This is a genomic window from Halomonas sp. 72 (assembly GCF_052379785.1).
GTDB lineage: Bacteria > Pseudomonadota > Gammaproteobacteria > Pseudomonadales > Halomonadaceae > Vreelandella > Vreelandella citrativorans.
Genome location: NZ_JBQSYY010000007.1, coordinates 109,807 through 128,692 on the forward strand (window position 1 = coordinate 109,807; position 18,886 = coordinate 128,692).

An 18,886-nucleotide genomic window follows, 5' to 3' on the forward strand; every position below is an offset into this window, starting at 1 on the left:
GTGTTAAGGGGCCTTTGTGCTTGCTGAATTTGATTTGATTCGCCGTTATCTGATGCCGTCGCAAGCGCCACTCCCGGCAGATGGTGTCGCACTGGGTGGTGGCGACGACGCCGCCCTGTTAGTGCCTAAAGCGGGTCATCAACTAGCGGTGAGCGTTGATACCTCTGTCGTTGATGTTCACTTCCCGCATGATGCGCCCGCCTTTACGGTGGGGCATCGCTCGCTCGCCGTCGCATTAAGCGATTTGGCGGCCATGGGGGCAGACCCTCGCTGGTGCTTTATGGCGCTCACGCTTGATCAGCGTACGTTTGCCAATGATCACGCGATTCATGCCTGGCTTGAAGCGTTCGCCAAGGGGTTTCATACGCTTTGTCAGCGCCAAGCCACCACCTTGGCCGGTGGCGATGTTACCTCAGGTGCGCTTACGATTGGCGTTACCGTGATGGGCGAGGCGCCGACGGGGCATGCCTTGACCCGCGCCGGGGCAACGCCTGGCGATATGATCGCCGTGACTGGCGCCTTGGGCGGCGGGGCGGGTGGGCTAGCCCTTTGGCAACGTGGCGAGCGTGATCTTCAACACCCCTTGCTGCGTCGTTATCTCCTGCCTGAACCACGTTTGGCCGCAGGTGTAGCGCTTCGAGGGCTAGCCTCCGCCGCTATTGATATTTCTGACGGGCTGCTGGCGGACCTTGGTCATCTACGCAAGGCATCAGGTGTTGGGGCGACGCTCGATATGACATCGCTGCCGCTAGCTGAGGCGCTGGAAAGTAGTCTTGGCCGTGACGCTGCCTGCAACGCTGCGCTCTCGGGGGGGGACGACTATGAACTGTTGGTTACTCTGCCGGCTGAAAACGTTGCCAATGCGCAGCGCGCGCTTGGCAAGCTGGGGCTACCCTTAACCGTGATTGGCCAATGCAACGACACGTTGGGTGTAAAAGGGATTGCACCGAACCTGGGGACTGGCTGGCAGCATTTTAATGAGGGGGCGCCATGAACCGTGCACCACCAAGTGTGTGGCGTCGCCCAACGCATTTTTTTGCGTTTGGTTTAGGCAGTGGAACGGTGTCCTGGGCGCCAGGCACCTTTGGCACGTTGGCCGCTATTCCTTTCTACTGGATTATGGCGGAACTGCCCTTGGGTTGGTATTTGGGCATCGTGTTCGTGGCCTTTGTGGTTGGCGTTTGGCTCTGTGATAAAACATCGCACGATTTAGGGGTACATGATCATTCCGGCATTGTTTGGGATGAGTTTGTCGGCTACTGGATCACCATGGCTGCCGTTCCCTTCTCCTGGGAGGCGGCGCTGTGGGGCTTTATTGTTTTTCGCATTTTTGATGTGTTTAAGCCTTGGCCTATCCGCTGGGCTGACCGACGAGTGGCTGGTGGCTTTGGCATCATGATTGATGATGTCATGGCCGGGATCTATGCCTGGAGCACCATGCACTTATGGTATTGGTTGCACTAAAACGCAACCGCAGGTGACACTGGGCAACACTCACTTCCTATTCGTGCGGTTGCTCAAGGAGATGGCATGCGCAAGGAACGCTTAATTGTCCCTATTCTGGCCGCATTAGCCATTGTTTGGATGGTGGGGCAACTGCTATCCAGCGTGCTGTTTGAGCGCAGCCTCCGCCAAGCGCTGGAAGACCTGGAGGCACGGGGCGAGTGGCGCGTGTCTCGCGTCGAGCGCAGCCAGGGGTGGTTAAGTTCTCAGGGTCGCCTGCTGCTTTCCCCCTTGCTGGGACGCCCCTGGCAGTTGGAGCTTACTTACCGGGCACGTCACGGTATTTTAAGCACGGACGTTGAAGGTACGTTTCTGCCCCGGCTGGATTCGGCGTTACAGCAGGCGGTAGGGGAGGTGACTGCCACTTCTGCACCACGTTGGAAAGGCCGTTACCACACGCTTAGTGGGCATAGTGAGCTACAGCTGGCGCTGGCGCCGTTTATTATTCAGCAAAGCGGGCGGGAGCTTGAGGTCCGTGGAGGGCGGCTGCGGTTGGAGGGCGTGTTTGGCGATTGGCGATTACGCGTTCGTATGGACCAGTTGGCGCTAACCGATGGCGCGGCACAGTTAACCCTGGGACCGCTGCTGCTTGAAAGCCGTTACACCTATATTGAAGATGCCCACCACTTCGCTCAGCGCGACCATCTGCATGTTGATGCCTTGTCACTTCACTACCCAGCCTATGACGTAAAACTGGCACCGCTGGATATACACAGCTACATGGTGCTGGATGAAAGTGAATTGCGTCTCACTGGCGAACTCATTATGGGCGACGTTATGGTGCCTACGGAGGCACCCGATACGGCGCTGCTTAATGGGCATATTGCCATGGAGCTATCACGCCTTAACGCTGATGCGATACGTCAGGCTATCCGTCGGCTGCGCCAGGAGGCTGCTTGGGGAGATGCCAGCTTGCCGATGGCCGAGGGGTTGTTATCCCGACTTGAACCTGACCTACTGCAAATATTGAGTGACTCTCCGCGATTGGATGTTATCACCGTAGATGTGGATAGCCCGCTGCTGGGGCTTCGCGTTGACGCTGATGGCGCGCTCTTCTTCGATGCTCGAAAGCTGGATCAGCTCAATGTCACTTTGCTTGATAAGCAGGAAGAGCGTGCCCGTTGGCTTGAACGCCTTGACGGCGATTTTATTTGGCATGATGCACCGACGGTAGTTGCCTTATGGCTGGGCTTGCCGTTAGGAACCCGTGAGCTGCAGTTTGACGTTATACGCGGGAAGTGGCGTGTTAACGGTCGTCCCATGCCGGACCTCTGGTCGCAATAGACGGCGCCAAGGGTTGAAGTTTAAGCCTGTTGCCCGCATTCCATAAGCAATGCTAAGCGGTATATCCGCTAGTCACTGTTTACCGGAGGGTATATGAGCGACCAGGAGTACGACCGCGATGACGACAATCTCGGCTGGCTGGAAGAAGATGTCCCGTCATCTGCTGAGACTGACCATATAGGTGAAGAAGAGCATCATCGCTCCGATGGCGAGCGGACAAACTCGTTGGTTCCTGCCAGTGATATGCTGCCTGAACGCATTTATTTACTGCCCATTCATAACCGCCCTTTTTTCCCCGCCCAGGTTCAGCCACTGGTCATTAATCGTGAACGCTGGGAAGAGACCATGCGTCGCGTAGGCAATACGCCTCATAAAACATTGGGCGTTGCCTTTGTGGGCGAGGGCGGTGTGGAGTCGTTGGGTCACGACGATTTTCCCGAGATTGGCACCGCCGTTAAAGTGCATAAACTAAAGGGCGAGGACCAGCAGATTCAGTTTATTGCCCAAGGCGTGCAGCGTTTTCAAATCAAACGCTGGTTGTCTAAAGAGCCGCCGTATCTCGTTGAAGTTACCTATCCCAAAGAGCCTGTTGATGCGGAAAACGAGGAGACGCGTGCGTATGCCATGGCGATTATTAACGGCATCAAAGAGTTGCTGCCGATTAATCCGCTGTATGGCGAAGAGTTAAAGCACTATCTGAACCGCTTTAGCCCTCATCAGCCAGGCCCCCTTACCGATTTTGCCGCCGCGATTACGTCAGCCAAAGGCCCTGAGCTTCAGGATGTGCTGAATACGTTGCCGGTAGAAGAGCGGATGCACAAGGTGCTGCCACTGCTGCGTAAGGAAATTGAAGTCGCGCAACTGCAAAGCGAGATCAGTGAGCAGGTTAATGCGCAAATGCAGGATCGGCAGCGTGAATTCTTCCTGCGCGAGCAGTTAAAGGTCATTCAGCGTGAGCTGGGTATTTCCAAGGATGACCGCGAAAACGACGTTGATACCTTTAAAGGCCGTTTGGAGTCGCTGGTCGTTCCCGAGCGTGTCCAGAGCCGTATCGATGATGAGCTGAATAAGCTAAGCGTGCTGGAAACCGGGTCACCCGAGTACGGTACGACCCGCAACTACCTGGATTGGCTAACGTCATTGCCCTGGGGGGTCACCAGCCAGGATAAGCTTGACCTAAGCCATGCGCGTGAAGTGTTAAACCGCGATCACGATGGTTTGCAGGACGTGAAAGAACGTATTGTCGAGTTCCTCGCGGAAGGCACATTTAAAGGCGATGTAGGCGGTTCCATCGTACTGCTGGTAGGCCCGCCAGGGGTTGGTAAGACGTCTATTGGCCGCTCTATCGCAGAGGCGCTGGGCCGCGAGTTTTATCGTTTTTCTGTCGGCGGAATGCGCGATGAAGCTGAGATTAAGGGCCATCGGCGTACCTACGTGGGTGCTATGCCCGGTAAGCTGGTGCAGGCATTTAAAGAAGTCGAAGTCGAGAATCCGGTGATTATGCTGGATGAAATCGACAAACTGGGGCAGTCGTTCCAGGGGGACCCGGCCTCCGCGCTGCTTGAGGTGTTAGACCCTGAGCAGAATGTCGACTTCCTGGACCACTATCTGGATGTCCGGATGGACCTTTCCAAGGTGCTGTTTATCTGCACGGCCAACACGCTGGACTCGATCCCCGGCCCGCTTTTGGACCGCATGGAGCAAATTCGCCTTTCAGGTTATATCGCGGAAGAGAAGCAGGCGATTGCCAAGCACCACCTGTGGCCGAAGCTTCTTAAGCGCAATAACATGCCTAAAAAGCGCATCAACTTAACCGAGGCGGCGTTAAAGCAGGTTATTGAAGGCTACGCCCGTGAGGCCGGCGTTCGGCAACTCGAAAAGCAGCTTCACCGTATTGTACGTAAAGCGGCGGTTAAGCTCCTGGAAGAGGAGATCGAAACCGTCAAGATTTCGGTCAATAACCTGGAGGAGTTTTTGGGAGCGCCTCTTTTCCGTAAGGAAAAAGCCCTCAAAGGCGAAGGCGTGGTGACAGGGCTTGCCTGGACATCAATGGGCGGGGCTACCTTGCCCATTGAAGCGGGTAAAGTTCACGCGCTGGACCGGGGATTCAAGCTAACCGGTAAGCTTGGCGATGTCATGAAAGAGTCTGCCAACATTGCCTACAGCTACACCCTGGGCCACCTGCAGGAGTATGGTGCAGATGCTGATTTCTTTGATTCAGCGTTTGTTCACCTGCACGTGCCCGAGGGCGCAACGCCCAAGGATGGCCCTTCGGCGGGTGTCACCATGACCACCGCACTACTCTCGCTTGCCAAGCATCAACCCATTACGCGGCCACTGGCAATGACGGGAGAGCTAACCCTGACCGGTCAAGTGCTTCCTGTTGGCGGCATTCGTGAAAAAGTGATTGCAGCCCGGCGTAGCGACATATTTGAGGTGATACTGCCCGAGGCCAACCGCCGCGATTACGAAGAGCTCCCTGATTATCTTAAGAAAGGTATGACGGTACACTTCGCTAACCGCTATAAAGACGTGGCTAACGTTGTCTTTAAGAATTGAAACATACGCCAGGGAAGGGCTGAGCGAGGGTAGATGATTTAAAACATATTTTCTTATTCTACGCAATGTACTCAACGGCTTAGCGGGTGCGCGCCACCTGACCTTTCAGATTGCGGCAGGGAACCTGGCGGCCAGCAACAAGCAAACTAGCCACGATGAGCTCGGGGAGCTGCTCTACTCACTGGATACCATGCGCTTTAGTTTGGCCAGTATCGTCACTGATCTGGATAGCCGAGTGTCGATCGTGACCCCGGCCGTTAGGCAGATTGCTGCTGAAAACGAAGAGCTTTCATCACGTACCGAGCAGCAAGCATCATCGCTTCAGCAAACCGCTGCCAGCATGGAAGAGATGACCTCTACCGTGCAGCAGAATACTGAAAACGCGCGCCAGGCAACCGAGCTTGCCATGCAAAATGCCGACAGTACACGCGATACTGGCAAACAGATGGAAGCCCTGGTTGAGCGTATGCAGCGCATTGCTCAAAGCGCAGAAAAAATGACCGAAATGATCAGCGTGATTGATGGCATCGCGTTTCAGACCAACATACTGGCGCTTAATGCCTCTGTCGAGGCTGCCCGCGCGGGCGATCATGGCCGTGGCTTTGCCGTTGTCGCCAGCGAAGTGCGTAATCTAGCGGGGCGGAGCGCGACGGCTTCCCAGGAAATTCGCAAAATGATCGACAGTACTACTCAAGAGGTCAGCGGCGGGCGGAGTGCTGTAGAGCAGGCAGAGCGCGCCATTGAAAATGTGATGCAGCAGGTAAACCGTGTCAGCGTGTTAATGGAATCCATTAGTGCAGCCTCTAATGAGCAGAGCAGCGGTATCGGACAAATTAATTCAGCCGTCGCTGAAATGGACCATGTGACACAGCAAAATGCATCAAAAGTGCAGTCAATCGCGGCGTCAGCTGACAATTTGGCGCTAGAGGCCTTTGAGCTGGCCAACGTGGTCGATGCGTTCCGCTTAAAAGGCTTTCAAGAAGAGAGTGCCAAGGCTGCCCGCGATAAGCTTTCGTTTACGCATAAGGCTCAGCAGAAAACAACCAGGCAACTGCCTGCCGCCAGTAATGCCGCACTTGGTAAACTCGCCGCCCAGCCTCAGCACGACCAGTGGGAAGAGTTTTAAGCGTCTAACGCCTCAACACGCCCGTACCTGATAGATGCCACCCTCCAGGGTGGCATTTTAGAAACGCGTCAGCGGATTAATCTCGTCGGACACTACATCTGGCGCTGTGGGCAGCGCTCATGCCACAATCATGGGCGCTGGATTCACCTGCCCACCGCCGAGTTGGCAGCGGGCCAAAAAAAAAGATGTAGAGGACACTATGCCTGAGTATCGCTCCCGTACGACCACCGCTGGCCGCAATATGGCTGGCGCCCGCGCTTTATGGCGCGCCACGGGTATGAAAGATGACGATTTTCACAAACCTATTATCGCGGTCGCCAACTCCTTTACCCAATTTGTCCCCGGTCACGTCCACCTGAAAGATATGGGCCAACTGGTTGCGCGTGAAATTGAGAAAGCCGGTGGCGTAGCCAAGGAATTCAACACTATTGCCGTCGATGACGGCATTGCGATGGGCCACGACGGCATGCTGTACTCGCTGCCCAGCCGCGACATTATCGCCGACAGCGTTGAGTACATGTGTAACGCGCACTGTGCCGATGCGTTGGTCTGTATCTCCAACTGCGACAAGATCACCCCTGGCATGTTGATGGCTGCCATGCGCCTGAATATTCCGGTCGTCTTTGTCTCAGGCGGGCCGATGGAGGCCGGCAAAACCAAGCTGTTAAATCATGGCCTGGATTTGGTAGACGCCATGGTAATGGCGGCTGACGACAGCGTGGATGATGAAATGCTGGCCGAAGTTGAGCGTAGCGCTTGCCCCACTTGCGGCAGCTGCTCAGGCATGTTTACCGCCAACTCAATGAACTGCCTGACCGAAGCGCTCGGCCTGGCGCTGCCGGGTAACGGCACTGTGCTGGCAACGCACTCGGACCGTCGTCGTCTGTTTGAAAACGCCGGCCACAAGATTGTTGAGCTGGCCAAGCGTTACTACGAAGGCGATGAGGCGCACCTGCTGCCTCGCGCGATTGGCTCGAAAGCCGCTTTTCGTAACGCGATGACCCTCGATATCGCCATGGGCGGTTCCACCAATACCATTTTGCACCTGCTGGCGGCCGCGCAAGAAGCGGAAGTCGACTTCACCATGTCGGATATCGATCAGCTTTCCCGTGAAGTGCCTCAACTGTGTAAAGTGGCGCCCAATACCCAAAAGTACCACATTGAAGATGTGCACCGGGCGGGTGGCATCATGGCGATTTTGGGTGAGCTTGATCGCGCGGGCGTGCTGGATACCTCGGTGCCCACGGTTTACGGTGATAGTCTCAAAATCGCGCTGGACGAGTGGGACATCATGCGCTCACCCAGTCCGGAAGTGGTTGAGTTCTTTAAAGCAGGCCCTGGTGGCGTGCCCACCCAGACGGCCTTCTCGCAAAGCACGCGCTGGCCGAGCCTGGACGGCGACCGAGCGACTGGCTGTATCCGTAACCTGGAGCACGCATTCTCAACCCAGGGCGGCTTGGCCGTGCTTTATGGCAACATCGCGCTGGACGGCTGTGTGGTCAAAACCGCCGGTGTTGATGATTCGATTCTACTGTTTGAAGGCACAGCTCATGTGGTGGAGTCTCAGGACCAGGCGGTCGCCAACGTACTGGATGGCAAGGTAAAAGAGGGTGATGTCGTGGTAATCCGCTACGAAGGCCCTAAAGGCGGTCCCGGCATGCAGGAAATGCTGTATCCAACCTCATACCTTAAATCCAAGGGGCTGGGCAAAGCCTGCGCGCTACTGACCGATGGTCGCTTCTCGGGGGGGACATCCGGTTTGTCCATTGGCCACGTATCGCCGGAAGCGGCAGCGGGCGGTGCAATCGGCCTAGTGGAGCAGGGCGATACCATCATCATTGATATCCCCAATCGCACGATTAACGTCAAGCTTTCCGATGCTGAGCTTACCGCTCGTCGCGAAGCGATGGATGCCAAAGGAAAAGAGGCTTGGAAACCGGTCGAGCAGCGCCCCCGCAAAGTGACGCCTGCGCTAAAGGCCTATGCACTGTTAGCGACGTCCGCTGACAAAGGAGCGGTGCGCGATCTTTCCAAGCTCGATTAAACGTTCGCAAGGAGCATTATGAAAGCAACGATCAATGTGGGCCTGGTAGGTTATGGGTTCGCGAGTAAAACGTTTCATGTACCGCTCATTCAGGCCACGGAAGGCCTGGATTTGGTCGCGGTGTCCTCAAGCGACGCCGCTAAGGTGCAGGCGGATTTGCCTGATGTAGAGGTCGAGAGTGAGGCGCGGGCATTATGCCAGCGTTACGATATTGACCTTATTGTGATTCCTACCCCCAACGATACCCACTTTCAGCTTGCCAAAATGGCACTTTCTGCGGGCAAGCACGTGGTGGTGGATAAACCGTTTACCGTGACGCTGTCAGAAGCCAAGCAGTTAAAATCGCTGGCCGTGGTGAAAGAGCGTTTGATCTCGGTGTTTCATAATCGCCGTTGGGATAGCGATTTTTTAACGGTTAAGGCTTTGCTTGAGACAGGCACGCTAGGACGTGTGACCGGTTTCGAGTCGCGCTTTGATAGGTTCAAACCAGAAGTACGTGACCGCTGGCGCGAGAAAGCCACGGCGGGTGGCGGTCTCTGGTTTGATCTGGGGCCACATCTGCTAGATCAGGCATGTGAATTGTTCGGGATGCCCAACGCCATTTTGCTGGAGCTGGGCACACGCCGCGAGGGCGCGCAAGCCGATGACGATTTTCTCGCGCTACTGGCCTACGATGACCGGCGTGTTCAGTTAAGCGCCAGTGCGCTAGTGGCCGAAGCGACACCGCGTTTTCGGATACATGGCACGCAAGGCAGCTATATAAAATACGGTCTGGACCCTCAAGAAGATCGCCTGAAGGCAGGGGAAGTGCCTGCCGTTAATTGGGGAGAAGATACCCCAGGCACGTTGACGCTGCGCGAAGGGCAGGGTGAAAAGGCATCACTGACAAGCCATGAGCATCCTACTCAGCCGGGTAACTACCTGGCCTATTACCAGGGAATCGTCGAGGCTCTCCAAGGCCGTGCTGCGCTACCGGTAGATATCGAAGCCGCGTTACGCTCGATGACGCTTTTGGAAGCGGGGCAGGATAGCTACCGCCAACGCCGCTGGATAGCGCTTAAACCCCACTTTTAACCCAACACGAAAGTCGGCACCCGCTTCACGCGGGTGCCTTATTTGCTCGTTCCTCGCAAAACGTTACCACGCGCTACGATTCTCGCAAGGTCCGAAAATAGCGCAAATTCGTAGCGCGTGGTAAGCGCAGCGCACCCGCGGGAGCAGCGCGCAGCGCTGCCAGGTGGTGTGTTACAAGGCATGGATACAGGCACGGCGACAACGCCAAGGTGGCTTGGCGCCGCCACTCGCGGGTGTCTTATTTACTCGTTCCTCGCAAAACGTTACCACGCGCTACGATTCTCGCTGGATCCGAAAATAGCGCAAATTCGTAGCGCGTGGTAAGCGCCAGCGCACCCGCGGAAGCAGTGCGAAGCGCTGCCAGGTGGTGCGTTACAAAGCATGGATACAGGCACGGCGACAACGCCAAGGCGGCTTGCGCCGCCACTCGCGGGTGCCTTATTTGCTCGTTCCTCGCAAAACGTTACCACGCGCTACGATTCTTGCTGGATTCGAAAATCGGGGCCCGCGCTGAAAGGCGGGGCCGACATTGCCTCACAACAAATCAGCAGCGTCCTGACGCTTCTCGTCACGTAATTTATCGCGGGCGATATACAGGGCGGCTATGGCACGGGCTTCATGAAAATCGTCGCGTAGCAAAAGGGCAGGTAGCTCTTCGATGGGGTGGGTCTCGACAATAAGCGGTTCTGGCTCATCGCCCGGCAGCCGTTTGGCATACAGGTCAGTCGCGATTAATACCTGCATGCGATGGCGCATATAGTTGGGGGCCAGTGAAAGCTCAACTAAAGGCTCGATGCAGTGAGCGCCAAAGCCGCACTCTTCCATCAATTCACGGTTAGCCGCGGTAATAATATCCTCGCCCGGGTCCACCAGTCCTTTGGGAAGCGTTAATACGTAGTCTTCAAAACCTGCCGCATACTCGCGTATCAGCAACACATGGTCAGGGTCAGGCATGGCCACAATCATTACCGCACCACGGTCGGCGCCGGTTAAACGCTCAAACTGGCGCTCCTCGCCGTTCGAGAAGCGTAAATCCAGTGACTCAATATGAAACAAGCGGCTTTTGGCTACGCTCTCACGGGCCAGTATCTGCGGCTTACGCAGGTAGCCGGTGGGAGAATCAGATGCTGGCATAAGGGCCTCCATGGCTGCTAAATAAGGGTTAGGCTACAATAGCACGCTTACTCTTTTAGACTGGAGCGGCAATGATTGATTGGCGCGAAATTGATACCGTGCTGTTGGATATGGACGGTACGCTGCTGGACCTACACTTTGACAGCCACTTCTGGTTGGAGCATCTCCCGCGCCGTTATAGAGAGCTCCATCAGCTTGATGAAGCATCTCAAAATGCACTCCAGCAGCGCATTATGGGCGAACAGGGCACGCTAAACTGGTACAGCCTGGCGTACTGGAGCCGAGAGCTGAATGTCGACGTCGTTGCGCTCAAGCGGGAAGTGCAGCATTTAATTGGTCTACGTAGTGATGCACTCGACTTCTTAGCGTGGCTAAAGCAGGCCCATCCCCGAGTGATATTGGCCACCAACGCTGATAGAGCCAGTCTATCGCTTAAATTGCCGTTAACAGGGTTGGAAAACTACCTGGATGCCATCATCTCCTCTGAAGATGTAGGGGCAGCGAAAGAGGAGCAGGCTTTTTGGTTTGCACTGCAAGACATCGAACCTTTTGACCCGGCCCGTACCCTGTTTATAGACGATAACTCCCGCGTGCTGGAAAGCGCCCGCGAATTTGGCATCCGGCATTTGCTGGGTATTAAACAGCCAGACAGCCAGCGCCCAGAAAAAGAGCTGCAGGAGTTTATCGCTCTGGATCGATTTGCCCAACTGCTGCCAGAAAACGTACCTGGGTAGCAAGGAGAGCGTTAATGAGCGACACCGTTCGCTTGGATAAGTGGTTATGGGCTGCGCGGTTTTTTAAAACCCGCGCGCTCGCTAAAAAAGCCATTGAAGGTGGCAAGGTGCATTATGACGGTGCGCGTGTCAAAACCAGTAAAAATGTCGAGCTGGGGGCGTTTATCCGCGTGCCTCAGGGTTGGGATATTTACGAGGTCGAAGTAATTGAGCTTTCTGACCAGCGTCGCGGTGCGCCTGAAGCCCGAAAACTCTATGCAGAGACCACCGAAAGTGCCGAGCGCCGCGCCCGTGAGACCGAAGCCCGCAGGCTTACTAATCAAGCCATGCAGCACCCCCTCAAACGGCCTGATAAAAAGCAGCGCCGCGATATACAGCGCTTTCAGCGTCAGCCCGGCGAGTAGCCGACGTTTCCTGCCTGGGGCTGCCTTCACCGTTAAGGCAGGCTAGCCCGCCAAGCGCCCACTTTAAGTACCCTTTTACTGCAGGACCTTGTTATGTCTGATCAAATTCAGCGGTTTATGTTTGACCAAACCAACGTACGTGGCGAAATCGTAACGCTAGCCACTGCCTACCACGAAGTGCTCACGCGCCACGCGTATCCGCCCGCCGTCAATGAGCTGTTGGGGGAACTGCTGGCCGCTGTCGCGCTACTAACCGATACCATTAAGTTGGACGGCACCTTGAGTATTGAAGTGCGTGGCCAGGGCGTGCTGTCGCTGCTAATGGCGGAGTCCAACCCCGGCGGTGAGCTACGTGCGATTGCGCGTGTGGCACAAGACAGCCACTTGCCCAGCGAGCGAGCAGACTTTCGAGAATTGGTCGGAGAAGGTCAAATTGTCATTACGCTCGACCCGCGTGAAGGTAAGCGCTACCAGGGCATTGTCGCGCTGGATCATGAAACGCTCAGTGGCTGTCTGGAAGCCTATTTTGGAAAATCCGAACAGTTGCCTACTCGCTTGTGGTTAGCGGCAGACGGCGAGCGTGCCGGTGGCTTGCTGCTGCAGCGCCTGCCTGATGCCTCGCAAAATCAGGATGTCGATGCGTGGGAGCGCAGCGTCGCGTTGGCCGATACGATCAAACCTGAGGAGCTTTTGGGGTTAGAGCAGCGCGAAGTGCTTTATCGCCTTTATCATGAAGAGACGGTTCGGGTCTTTGATCCTAAAGCCCTGCGTTTTGGCTGTACCTGTTCGCGGGAGCGAATGGCGGGAGGATTGATCACGTTAGGGGCTGCTGAACTGCGCGATATTGTGCGTGAAAAAGGCGCTATTGATACGCAATGCCACTTCTGTCACACGAAATATCACTACACTGCGGCTGATGTTGAGACATTATTGGAGAACCCGGATGCGCCATCACCGGTTATTCACTGATTATGTAGTCGTTTATCAAGGTGCTGATTAACAGGTTTCTCTCGTAAGGGGCAGCAGTTACAGCGCTTGTAGCGATTCCAGCCTAAAAACATTTGAAAACTTACTGCGCTGCAACAAGGAGTGTTGTGTATTTGTAGTAGTTTAACTACAAAATGTTTGGTCAAAGCCCCCGTTTCCCGGGGGCTTTCTTTTTGTAATAATGCGCCTGACTTCAGCACCCCCAGCACAATGTATGTTGTTGGGGCGACCTTTTTTGGCGGCGTTAACAGCGCCCGGTAACGAGAAAATGGCCGCAAGGCCCAGGAATCAAAATGACCACGACTCAAGCCGCTCCCCAAGTCCATGTGAATCTTAGCAGCGCCGAATTAATCGAGCGCGCCGTGGCCCGTGGTGAAGGCCGCTTGTCGGCGGATGGCGCCTTGGCCGTCAATACTGGCGTACGGACGGGGCGTTCGCCAGCTGACCGCTTCATTGTCGATGAGCCGTCGACGCGTGACAGTATTGATTGGGGCAGCGTCAACCGCCCGTTTGATGCCGTTAAATTCGATGCCCTATGGGCGCGGGTTGAAGAGTATCTAAGCCGTCGTGAGTATTTTGTATCTGAGCTGCATGTGGGTAGTGATTCCACCCACTATCTGCCGGTTCGCGCAACCACTGAAACGGCTTGGCAGAATCTTTTCGGTCGCACCATGTTTGTACGTCCGAGCGCTTACAACCCAGCGGGTAAAGATGAGTGGGTCATTCTCAACGCGGCAAATTTTGAGTGCGAGCCGGACCGTGATGGCACCAACTCTGACGGCTGCGTCATTATCAATTTCGCCGAGAAAAAAGTGCTGATCGCCGGTATGCGCTACGCAGGCGAAATGAAAAAAGCCATGTTCTCGGTACAGAACTTCCTGCTGCCAGCGTCGGACGTGCTGCCTATGCACTGCTCGGCCAACGTGGGTGAAGATGGCGAAACCTGCCTGTTCTTCGGTCTTTCCGGTACGGGTAAAACCACGCTTTCCGCTGATCCGGCACGTTACCTGATTGGTGATGACGAGCACGCCTGGGGCGACGGTATCGTCTTCAACATGGAAGGTGGTTGCTACGCCAAATGTATCGACCTTTCCGAGAAAAACGAGCCGGTTATTTGGAACGCGATTAAGTTCGGCACCGTGCTTGAAAACGTGGTGCTTAATGACCGTCATGAGCCGGACTACGCCGATGACAGCCTAACCCAGAACTCGCGTGCCGCGTATCCGCTTGAGCATATTGAAAAGCGCGTGCCGGAAAACCTGGCGGGCGAGCCCAATGCCATCGTCTTTTTGACCTGCGATATGTCAGGCGTATTGCCGCCGGTGTCGGTGCTTTCAAAAGAGGCCGCGGCGTACCACTTCCTTTCCGGTTACACCGCTAAGGTTGGCTCTACCGAAATGGGCTCTTCAGAAGGCTTGGCCGCTACGTTCTCTACCTGCTTTGGTGCCCCGTTCTTCCCGCGCCCGGCGCGTGAGTACGCGGATCTTCTGATCAAACGTGTTGATAAGAAAGACGCTCAGGTTTACCTGGTCAATACCGGCTGGACGGGCGGCGCGTTTGGGGAAGGCGGTTCACGCTTCTCTATCCCGACGACGCGTGCCATCATCAGTGCGATTCAGTCAGGTGTGTTGCGCGATGTAGAAACGCGCCATATCGAAGGCTTGAACCTTGACGTGCCGGTCGCCGTGCCCGGCGTTGATTCCAGCCTGCTTGACCCACGCGATACTTGGCAAGACCGTGCTGCCTACGACCAGCACCTGCAAGAGCTGGCGACTAAGTTCGTGGATAACTTCAAGAAGTTTGAAGGGGTGAGCGAAGCGATCCTCAAGGCAGGCCCGCAGTTGGGTTGATATTGAGTAGGGTACAAAGGCACGTCTTCCAGAAAGCCGCCTCATTTTGAGGCGGCTTTCTGCGTTGATGAACGGCGGGTAAAGGGCAAGCCTTTGCTGAACAATGCTTGAATACTGCAATTGTGTTATCGGTATCGCTGTACATTGGGTACTCATTAGTGTGTATTGTTGACATAAGTTTAATCATGATTAAGGTTAAGTATGCCGTTGATGGTCTCTAGAGGTAATAACGTAAAGAGAAATACCGCACAGGGAGACAGCGTACGGCGGTAATTGCCTCTATGGTTTTTTAAACGACAGTGTTCTATCAGTTCGATATAACGTATTAGCGAGAACTGTAAAAATCCTTCAGCGGATTTTTTTAAACGTAGTTTTTCAAAGACTACTGATTAAAAAAATGCTTAGAAGCAAGGAATGAATGGGACTTACAGAGAATAAAAGAGTATTCCGAGCTGATGTTTAACGCAGTAGTATCAGGCGCAGCCACGCTATCAACGGTAGCTAATTGCGCTCAACCGTTCTGGCATGATGATCATGCTTCAGTATGGAAGCAGAACCGGTAAATGGCTTCCATGATAACTGTCCAGAGCTGAATGAAATATGCCATTGAAGAGGCAGGCGAATGGGGCTATCTACTGGAATGAAAGCGGATATCGAAAGCGCGTTAAAGGCAGGCATGGAGGCGGGGCGAGCAGCGCATGGAGGTAAGAACGCTGATTATATCCCCTATCTAGCCTCTGTTGATCCTGAGCTGTTTTCACTTGCCATCATAACGGCTGATGGCCAAGTCTATACCGAAGGGGATTGCGACTACGCGTTTGCAATTGAGTCGATCTCAAAAGTATTTACGTTGGCGATGGTCATGGAGCATATTGGCCCTGATGCTGTTCGCGATAAAATTGGAGATAGCCCAACGGGACTGCCCTTCAATTCCATCATCGCACTGGAGCTAAATAACGACAAACCGCTCTCTCCGCTTGTCAATGCCGGCGCTATCGCGACGGTAAGCCTTGTGCCCGGGGAGAGTGCAGACGAATGCTTTGAAGCTATTCTCCAGTGCCAGCGTGAATTTGCGGGACGAGATCTTGCCATGAGTGCCGAGATTAATGCGTCTGAGCAGTCTACCAACGCCCATAATCGGGCTATCGCATGGCTGCTTGAAAGCGCTGGTGCGTGTTATAGCGACCCGGTACGCACTGTCGATGTCTATACACGGCAATGCTCTACCCTGATTAATTGCAAGGATCTTGCCACGATGGGGGCAACGCTTGTTGCAGGTGGTATTAATCCGTTAACCAAGCGACGGGTCATGGATGCGCGTTATGTCCATTATATATTGGCTGAAATGATGATGGAGGGACTTTACACGGCTTCTGGAGACTGGGCTTATGAGGTAGGCTTGCCCGCGAAGAGCGGTGTTGGTGGGGGTATTCTCGCTGTCATGCCGGGGCAGCTCGCGATAGCCGCTTTTTCTCCTCGCTTGGATGAGGCTGGCAATAGCATTCGTGGTCAGGCCGCCGTCAAGGCTGCTGCGGCATCGCTGGGTCTCAATCTCTTCAAGGCTCCTTGCCAGTAAATGCCATGAAGAAAGAAGGTTACTGTTCATGGCAATAAAGGGGCGGCCACGACCTGAACGATCTTTTATCCCCATTGCTATAAAGGGAGTCTTGTGCAGATAAAGCGGTAGTAGGCTGATTGTGATACCTTGTCAGCACTAAAAAATGCTGCATGAGTTAGTTGCAATTTATGGATGTCAATCAGCGAATTATTTCCCGCTTAGCCGACGAGCTAGGTGTGCGTACCCAGCAAGTAGCGGCTACGGTAGAGCTCTTGGATGGCGGTGCCACCGTGCCGTTTATTGCCCGTTACCGTAAAGAAATTACCGGGGCATTAGATGATACCCAACTGCGTCAGTTGGATGAGCGGTTGCGCTATCTGCGCGAGCTTGAAGAGCGCCGTGCCGCTGTCCTGGAAGCCATTGATGAGCAGGGCAAGTTGGATGCATCGCTCAAGGCGAGCATAGACGCGGCAGAAACCAAACAACGCCTTGAAGACCTCTATTTACCCTTTAAGAAAAAACGCCGCACAAAGGCACAAATCGCGCGTGAAGCGGGGCTTGAGCCGTTAGCGGATGCGCTGTTGGCGAACCCCGCGCTTGACCCTGAAGCGGAAGCGGCCGGCTACCTGCGCCCGGCAGAGGGGGATATCCCCGCCGTTGAAGATGCCAAAGCGGCGCTGGACGGCGCTAAACAAATCCTGATGGAGCGCTTTGCCGAAGATCCTGAGCTAATCGGTCGGTTGCGCGAGCGCCTCTGGCAAGAGGGCGAACTGAGTGCCCGTGTGCTGGAGGGCAAGCAGCAAGAAGGCGCTAAGTTTGCGGATTACTTCGAGCACGATGAAAAGCTTGCCAAAGTGCCTTCACACCGTGCGCTTGCCATGTTCCGTGGCCGCAATGAAGGCGTGCTGAGCCTCGCTATTCGCTTGCCTGGTGAAGATGATGCGCCTATTCATCCCGCCCAGGTGGCCATTGCCAAACACGTCGGCATTAGCGATGAGGGCCGCGCTGCTGATAAATGGTTGGGCGAGGTGGTTCGTTGGACATGGCGAGTGAAACTCTACACAGCGCTGGAAACCGAACTGCTGGGGCGTTTGCGCGAGCAGGCTGAGCAAACTGCCATTGAAGTATTTGCCGCTAACCTGAAAGACCTGCTGCTGGCCGCTCCCGCTGGGCAAAAAATTACCCTGGCGCTTGATCCTGGTTTGCGTACCGGTTGCAAGGTGGCGGTCATTGACGCAACCGGGCAGTTTATCGACCAGGCGACTATTTACCCGCATGCGCCACAAAACCGCTGGGATGAGTCGCTCAACGTACTGGCTAAGCTCGTTAAGCAGCATGGCGTTCAACTGGTTGCTGTTGGGAACGGCACCGCCAGCCGTGAAACCGACAAGCTGGCAGGGGAGCTACTGAAAGCATTGGCGCCTGAGTATCGGGTCAGCAAAGTGATGGTATCGGAAGCCGGGGCGTCTGTTTACTCCGCTTCGGAATATGCTTCTCGTGAGCTGCCGGATCTTGATGTAACAATACGCGGCGCGGTGTCGATTGCTCGCCGCTTGCAAGACCCGCTGGCTGAGCTGGTTAAAATTGAGCCCAAGTCGATTGGCGTAGGCCAGTATCAGCATGACGTTTCTCAGGTACAGCTATCGCGTAGCCTGGAGGCTGTCATTGAAGATTGTGTTAACGCCGTGGGAGTTGACCTTAATACGGCGTCAAGCGCGTTGCTCTCACGAGTGGCAGGCCTAAGTGCTGCGATAGCTGAGAATATCGTGGCCCAGCGTAACAGCCTTGGTGCGTTTAAAAGCCGTAAAGCACTGCTGGACGTTAGCCGCCTGGGCCCCAAAACCTTTGAGCAGTGCGCAGGCTTTTTGCGTATCAGCAATGCGGATAACCCGTTGGATGCAAGCGCCGTTCACCCGGAAGCCTATACCCTGGTTGAGCGCATCGCTAAACAGAGTGGCCGTGATGTTAAAGGCTTGATTGGCGATAGCGCTGCGCTGAAAGCGTTAAAGCCCGCTGATTTTGCCGATGAGCGCTTTGGTGTGCCCACGGTCAGCGACATTCTGAGCGAGCTTGATAAGCCGGGTCGTGACCCACGGCCTGAATTTAAAGCCGCAGAATTCCGCGAGGGCGTGGAAACGCTCAAGGATCTGAAGCTGGGCATGGTGCTGGAGGGCACCGTGACGAACGTAACGCCCTTTGGTGCGTTTGTAGATATTGGCGTCCATCAGGATGGTCTGGTACATATCTCTGCACTGTCTGATCGCTTTATTGACGACCCGCGTAGCGTAGTTAAAGCGGGTGATATTGTGTCGGTAAAAGTGATGAGCGTGGATATTGCACGTAAGCGGGTGGGGCTTTCCATGCGCCTGAATGATGAGCCGGAACGCGAGCAAGAGCGCGCGTCATCAGCCGTTAATAAAGGGTCGCAAAAGCCACCACGTAGCCAACGACCTGCCAGTAAGAGCACGGAAACTTCGGCGCCAATGGGGGCGCTGGGGGCGGCATTGCTGAAAGCCAAGCAGGGCAAGTAGACGCATACGTTGAGTGCTAACGTAACTTGAAGGCTTGCGTGGCTTGAAAATACATGTCTTGAAAATACGTGGCTTGAAAATATAAGGGCTGCCGCCAT

The 18,886-nt window shown here is 55.0% G+C and carries 14 protein-coding genes; 13 read left to right on the plus strand and 1 reads right to left on the minus strand.

Going from position 1 to position 18,886, the window contains the following annotated elements; translation table 11 throughout:
- Positions 1–16: 16 nt before the first annotated feature.
- The 7 genes from thiL (at position 17) to ACT3T6_RS09375 (ending at position 9,590) form a co-directional block, all read left to right on the plus strand.
- Positions 17–994, plus strand: a complete 978-nt coding sequence (gene thiL / locus ACT3T6_RS09345; RefSeq protein WP_193055045.1) for a thiamine-phosphate kinase — start codon at positions 17–19, stop codon at positions 992–994.
- The gene (locus tag ACT3T6_RS09350) at positions 991–1,464 is read left to right on the plus strand and encodes a phosphatidylglycerophosphatase A family protein (RefSeq protein ID WP_193055046.1); all 474 of its coding nucleotides are present in this window, start codon (positions 991–993) and stop codon (positions 1,462–1,464) included. The genes thiL and ACT3T6_RS09350 overlap by 4 nt, the downstream gene beginning before the upstream one ends.
- Before the next feature lie 66 nt (positions 1,465–1,530).
- Complete coding sequence (locus ACT3T6_RS09355) at positions 1,531–2,787, plus strand: DUF945 family protein (protein ID WP_193055047.1); 1,257 nt, start codon at positions 1,531–1,533, stop codon at positions 2,785–2,787.
- Between the two features lie 93 nt (positions 2,788–2,880).
- Positions 2,881–5,346, plus strand: coding sequence for an endopeptidase La (lon, locus tag ACT3T6_RS09360; protein ID WP_193055048.1), 2,466 nt, complete (start codon positions 2,881–2,883; stop codon positions 5,344–5,346).
- A 190-nt stretch (positions 5,347–5,536) separates the two neighbouring features.
- Positions 5,537–6,472 (plus strand): methyl-accepting chemotaxis protein, encoded by a 936-nt coding sequence (locus ACT3T6_RS09365; RefSeq protein ID WP_406565412.1) that lies wholly within the window; start codon positions 5,537–5,539, stop codon positions 6,470–6,472.
- A 199-nt stretch (positions 6,473–6,671) separates the two neighbouring features.
- Positions 6,672–8,516, plus strand: a complete 1,845-nt coding sequence (gene ilvD / locus ACT3T6_RS09370; RefSeq protein ID WP_172116164.1) for a dihydroxy-acid dehydratase — start codon at positions 6,672–6,674, stop codon at positions 8,514–8,516.
- 18 nt (positions 8,517–8,534) lie between these two features.
- The gene (locus ACT3T6_RS09375; protein WP_193055049.1) at positions 8,535–9,590 is read left to right on the plus strand and encodes an oxidoreductase; all 1,056 of its coding nucleotides are present in this window, start codon (positions 8,535–8,537) and stop codon (positions 9,588–9,590) included.
- A gap of 534 nt (positions 9,591–10,124) precedes the next feature.
- Here the strand turns inward: ACT3T6_RS09375 and nudE are convergent.
- Positions 10,125–10,724, minus strand: a complete 600-nt coding sequence (nudE, locus tag ACT3T6_RS09380; RefSeq protein WP_193055050.1) for an ADP compounds hydrolase NudE — start codon at positions 10,722–10,724, stop codon at positions 10,125–10,127.
- 71 nt (positions 10,725–10,795) lie between these two features.
- On the opposite strand from nudE, the gene yrfG reads away from it, so the two are divergent.
- The 6 genes from yrfG to ACT3T6_RS09410 all read left to right on the plus strand — a co-directional run bounded on the left by yrfG (position 10,796) and on the right by ACT3T6_RS09410 (position 18,788).
- Positions 10,796–11,458, plus strand: a complete 663-nt coding sequence (gene yrfG / locus ACT3T6_RS09385) for a GMP/IMP nucleotidase (RefSeq protein ID WP_172116167.1) — start codon at positions 10,796–10,798, stop codon at positions 11,456–11,458.
- Between the two features lie 14 nt (positions 11,459–11,472).
- A complete protein-coding gene (gene hslR / locus ACT3T6_RS09390; protein WP_193055051.1) occupies positions 11,473–11,862 on the plus strand; it encodes a ribosome-associated heat shock protein Hsp15 in 390 nt (129 codons plus the stop codon).
- A 93-nt stretch (positions 11,863–11,955) separates the two neighbouring features.
- Positions 11,956–12,831, plus strand: coding sequence for an Hsp33 family molecular chaperone HslO (gene hslO, locus ACT3T6_RS09395; protein WP_193055052.1), 876 nt, complete (start codon positions 11,956–11,958; stop codon positions 12,829–12,831).
- 311 nt (positions 12,832–13,142) lie between these two features.
- Positions 13,143–14,699 carry a phosphoenolpyruvate carboxykinase gene (locus ACT3T6_RS09400; RefSeq protein ID WP_193055053.1) on the plus strand — a complete coding sequence of 519 codons (1,557 nt, stop codon included), beginning with the start codon at positions 13,143–13,145 and terminating at the stop codon, positions 14,697–14,699.
- A 622-nt stretch (positions 14,700–15,321) separates the two neighbouring features.
- The gene (glsA, locus tag ACT3T6_RS09405; RefSeq protein ID WP_226912233.1) at positions 15,322–16,275 is read left to right on the plus strand and encodes a glutaminase A; all 954 of its coding nucleotides are present in this window, start codon (positions 15,322–15,324) and stop codon (positions 16,273–16,275) included.
- Between the two features lie 170 nt (positions 16,276–16,445).
- Entirely contained in the window at positions 16,446–18,788 is a 2,343-nt protein-coding gene (locus ACT3T6_RS09410; protein ID WP_193055054.1) for a Tex family protein, read from the plus strand.
- Positions 18,789–18,886 lie beyond the last annotated feature (98 nt).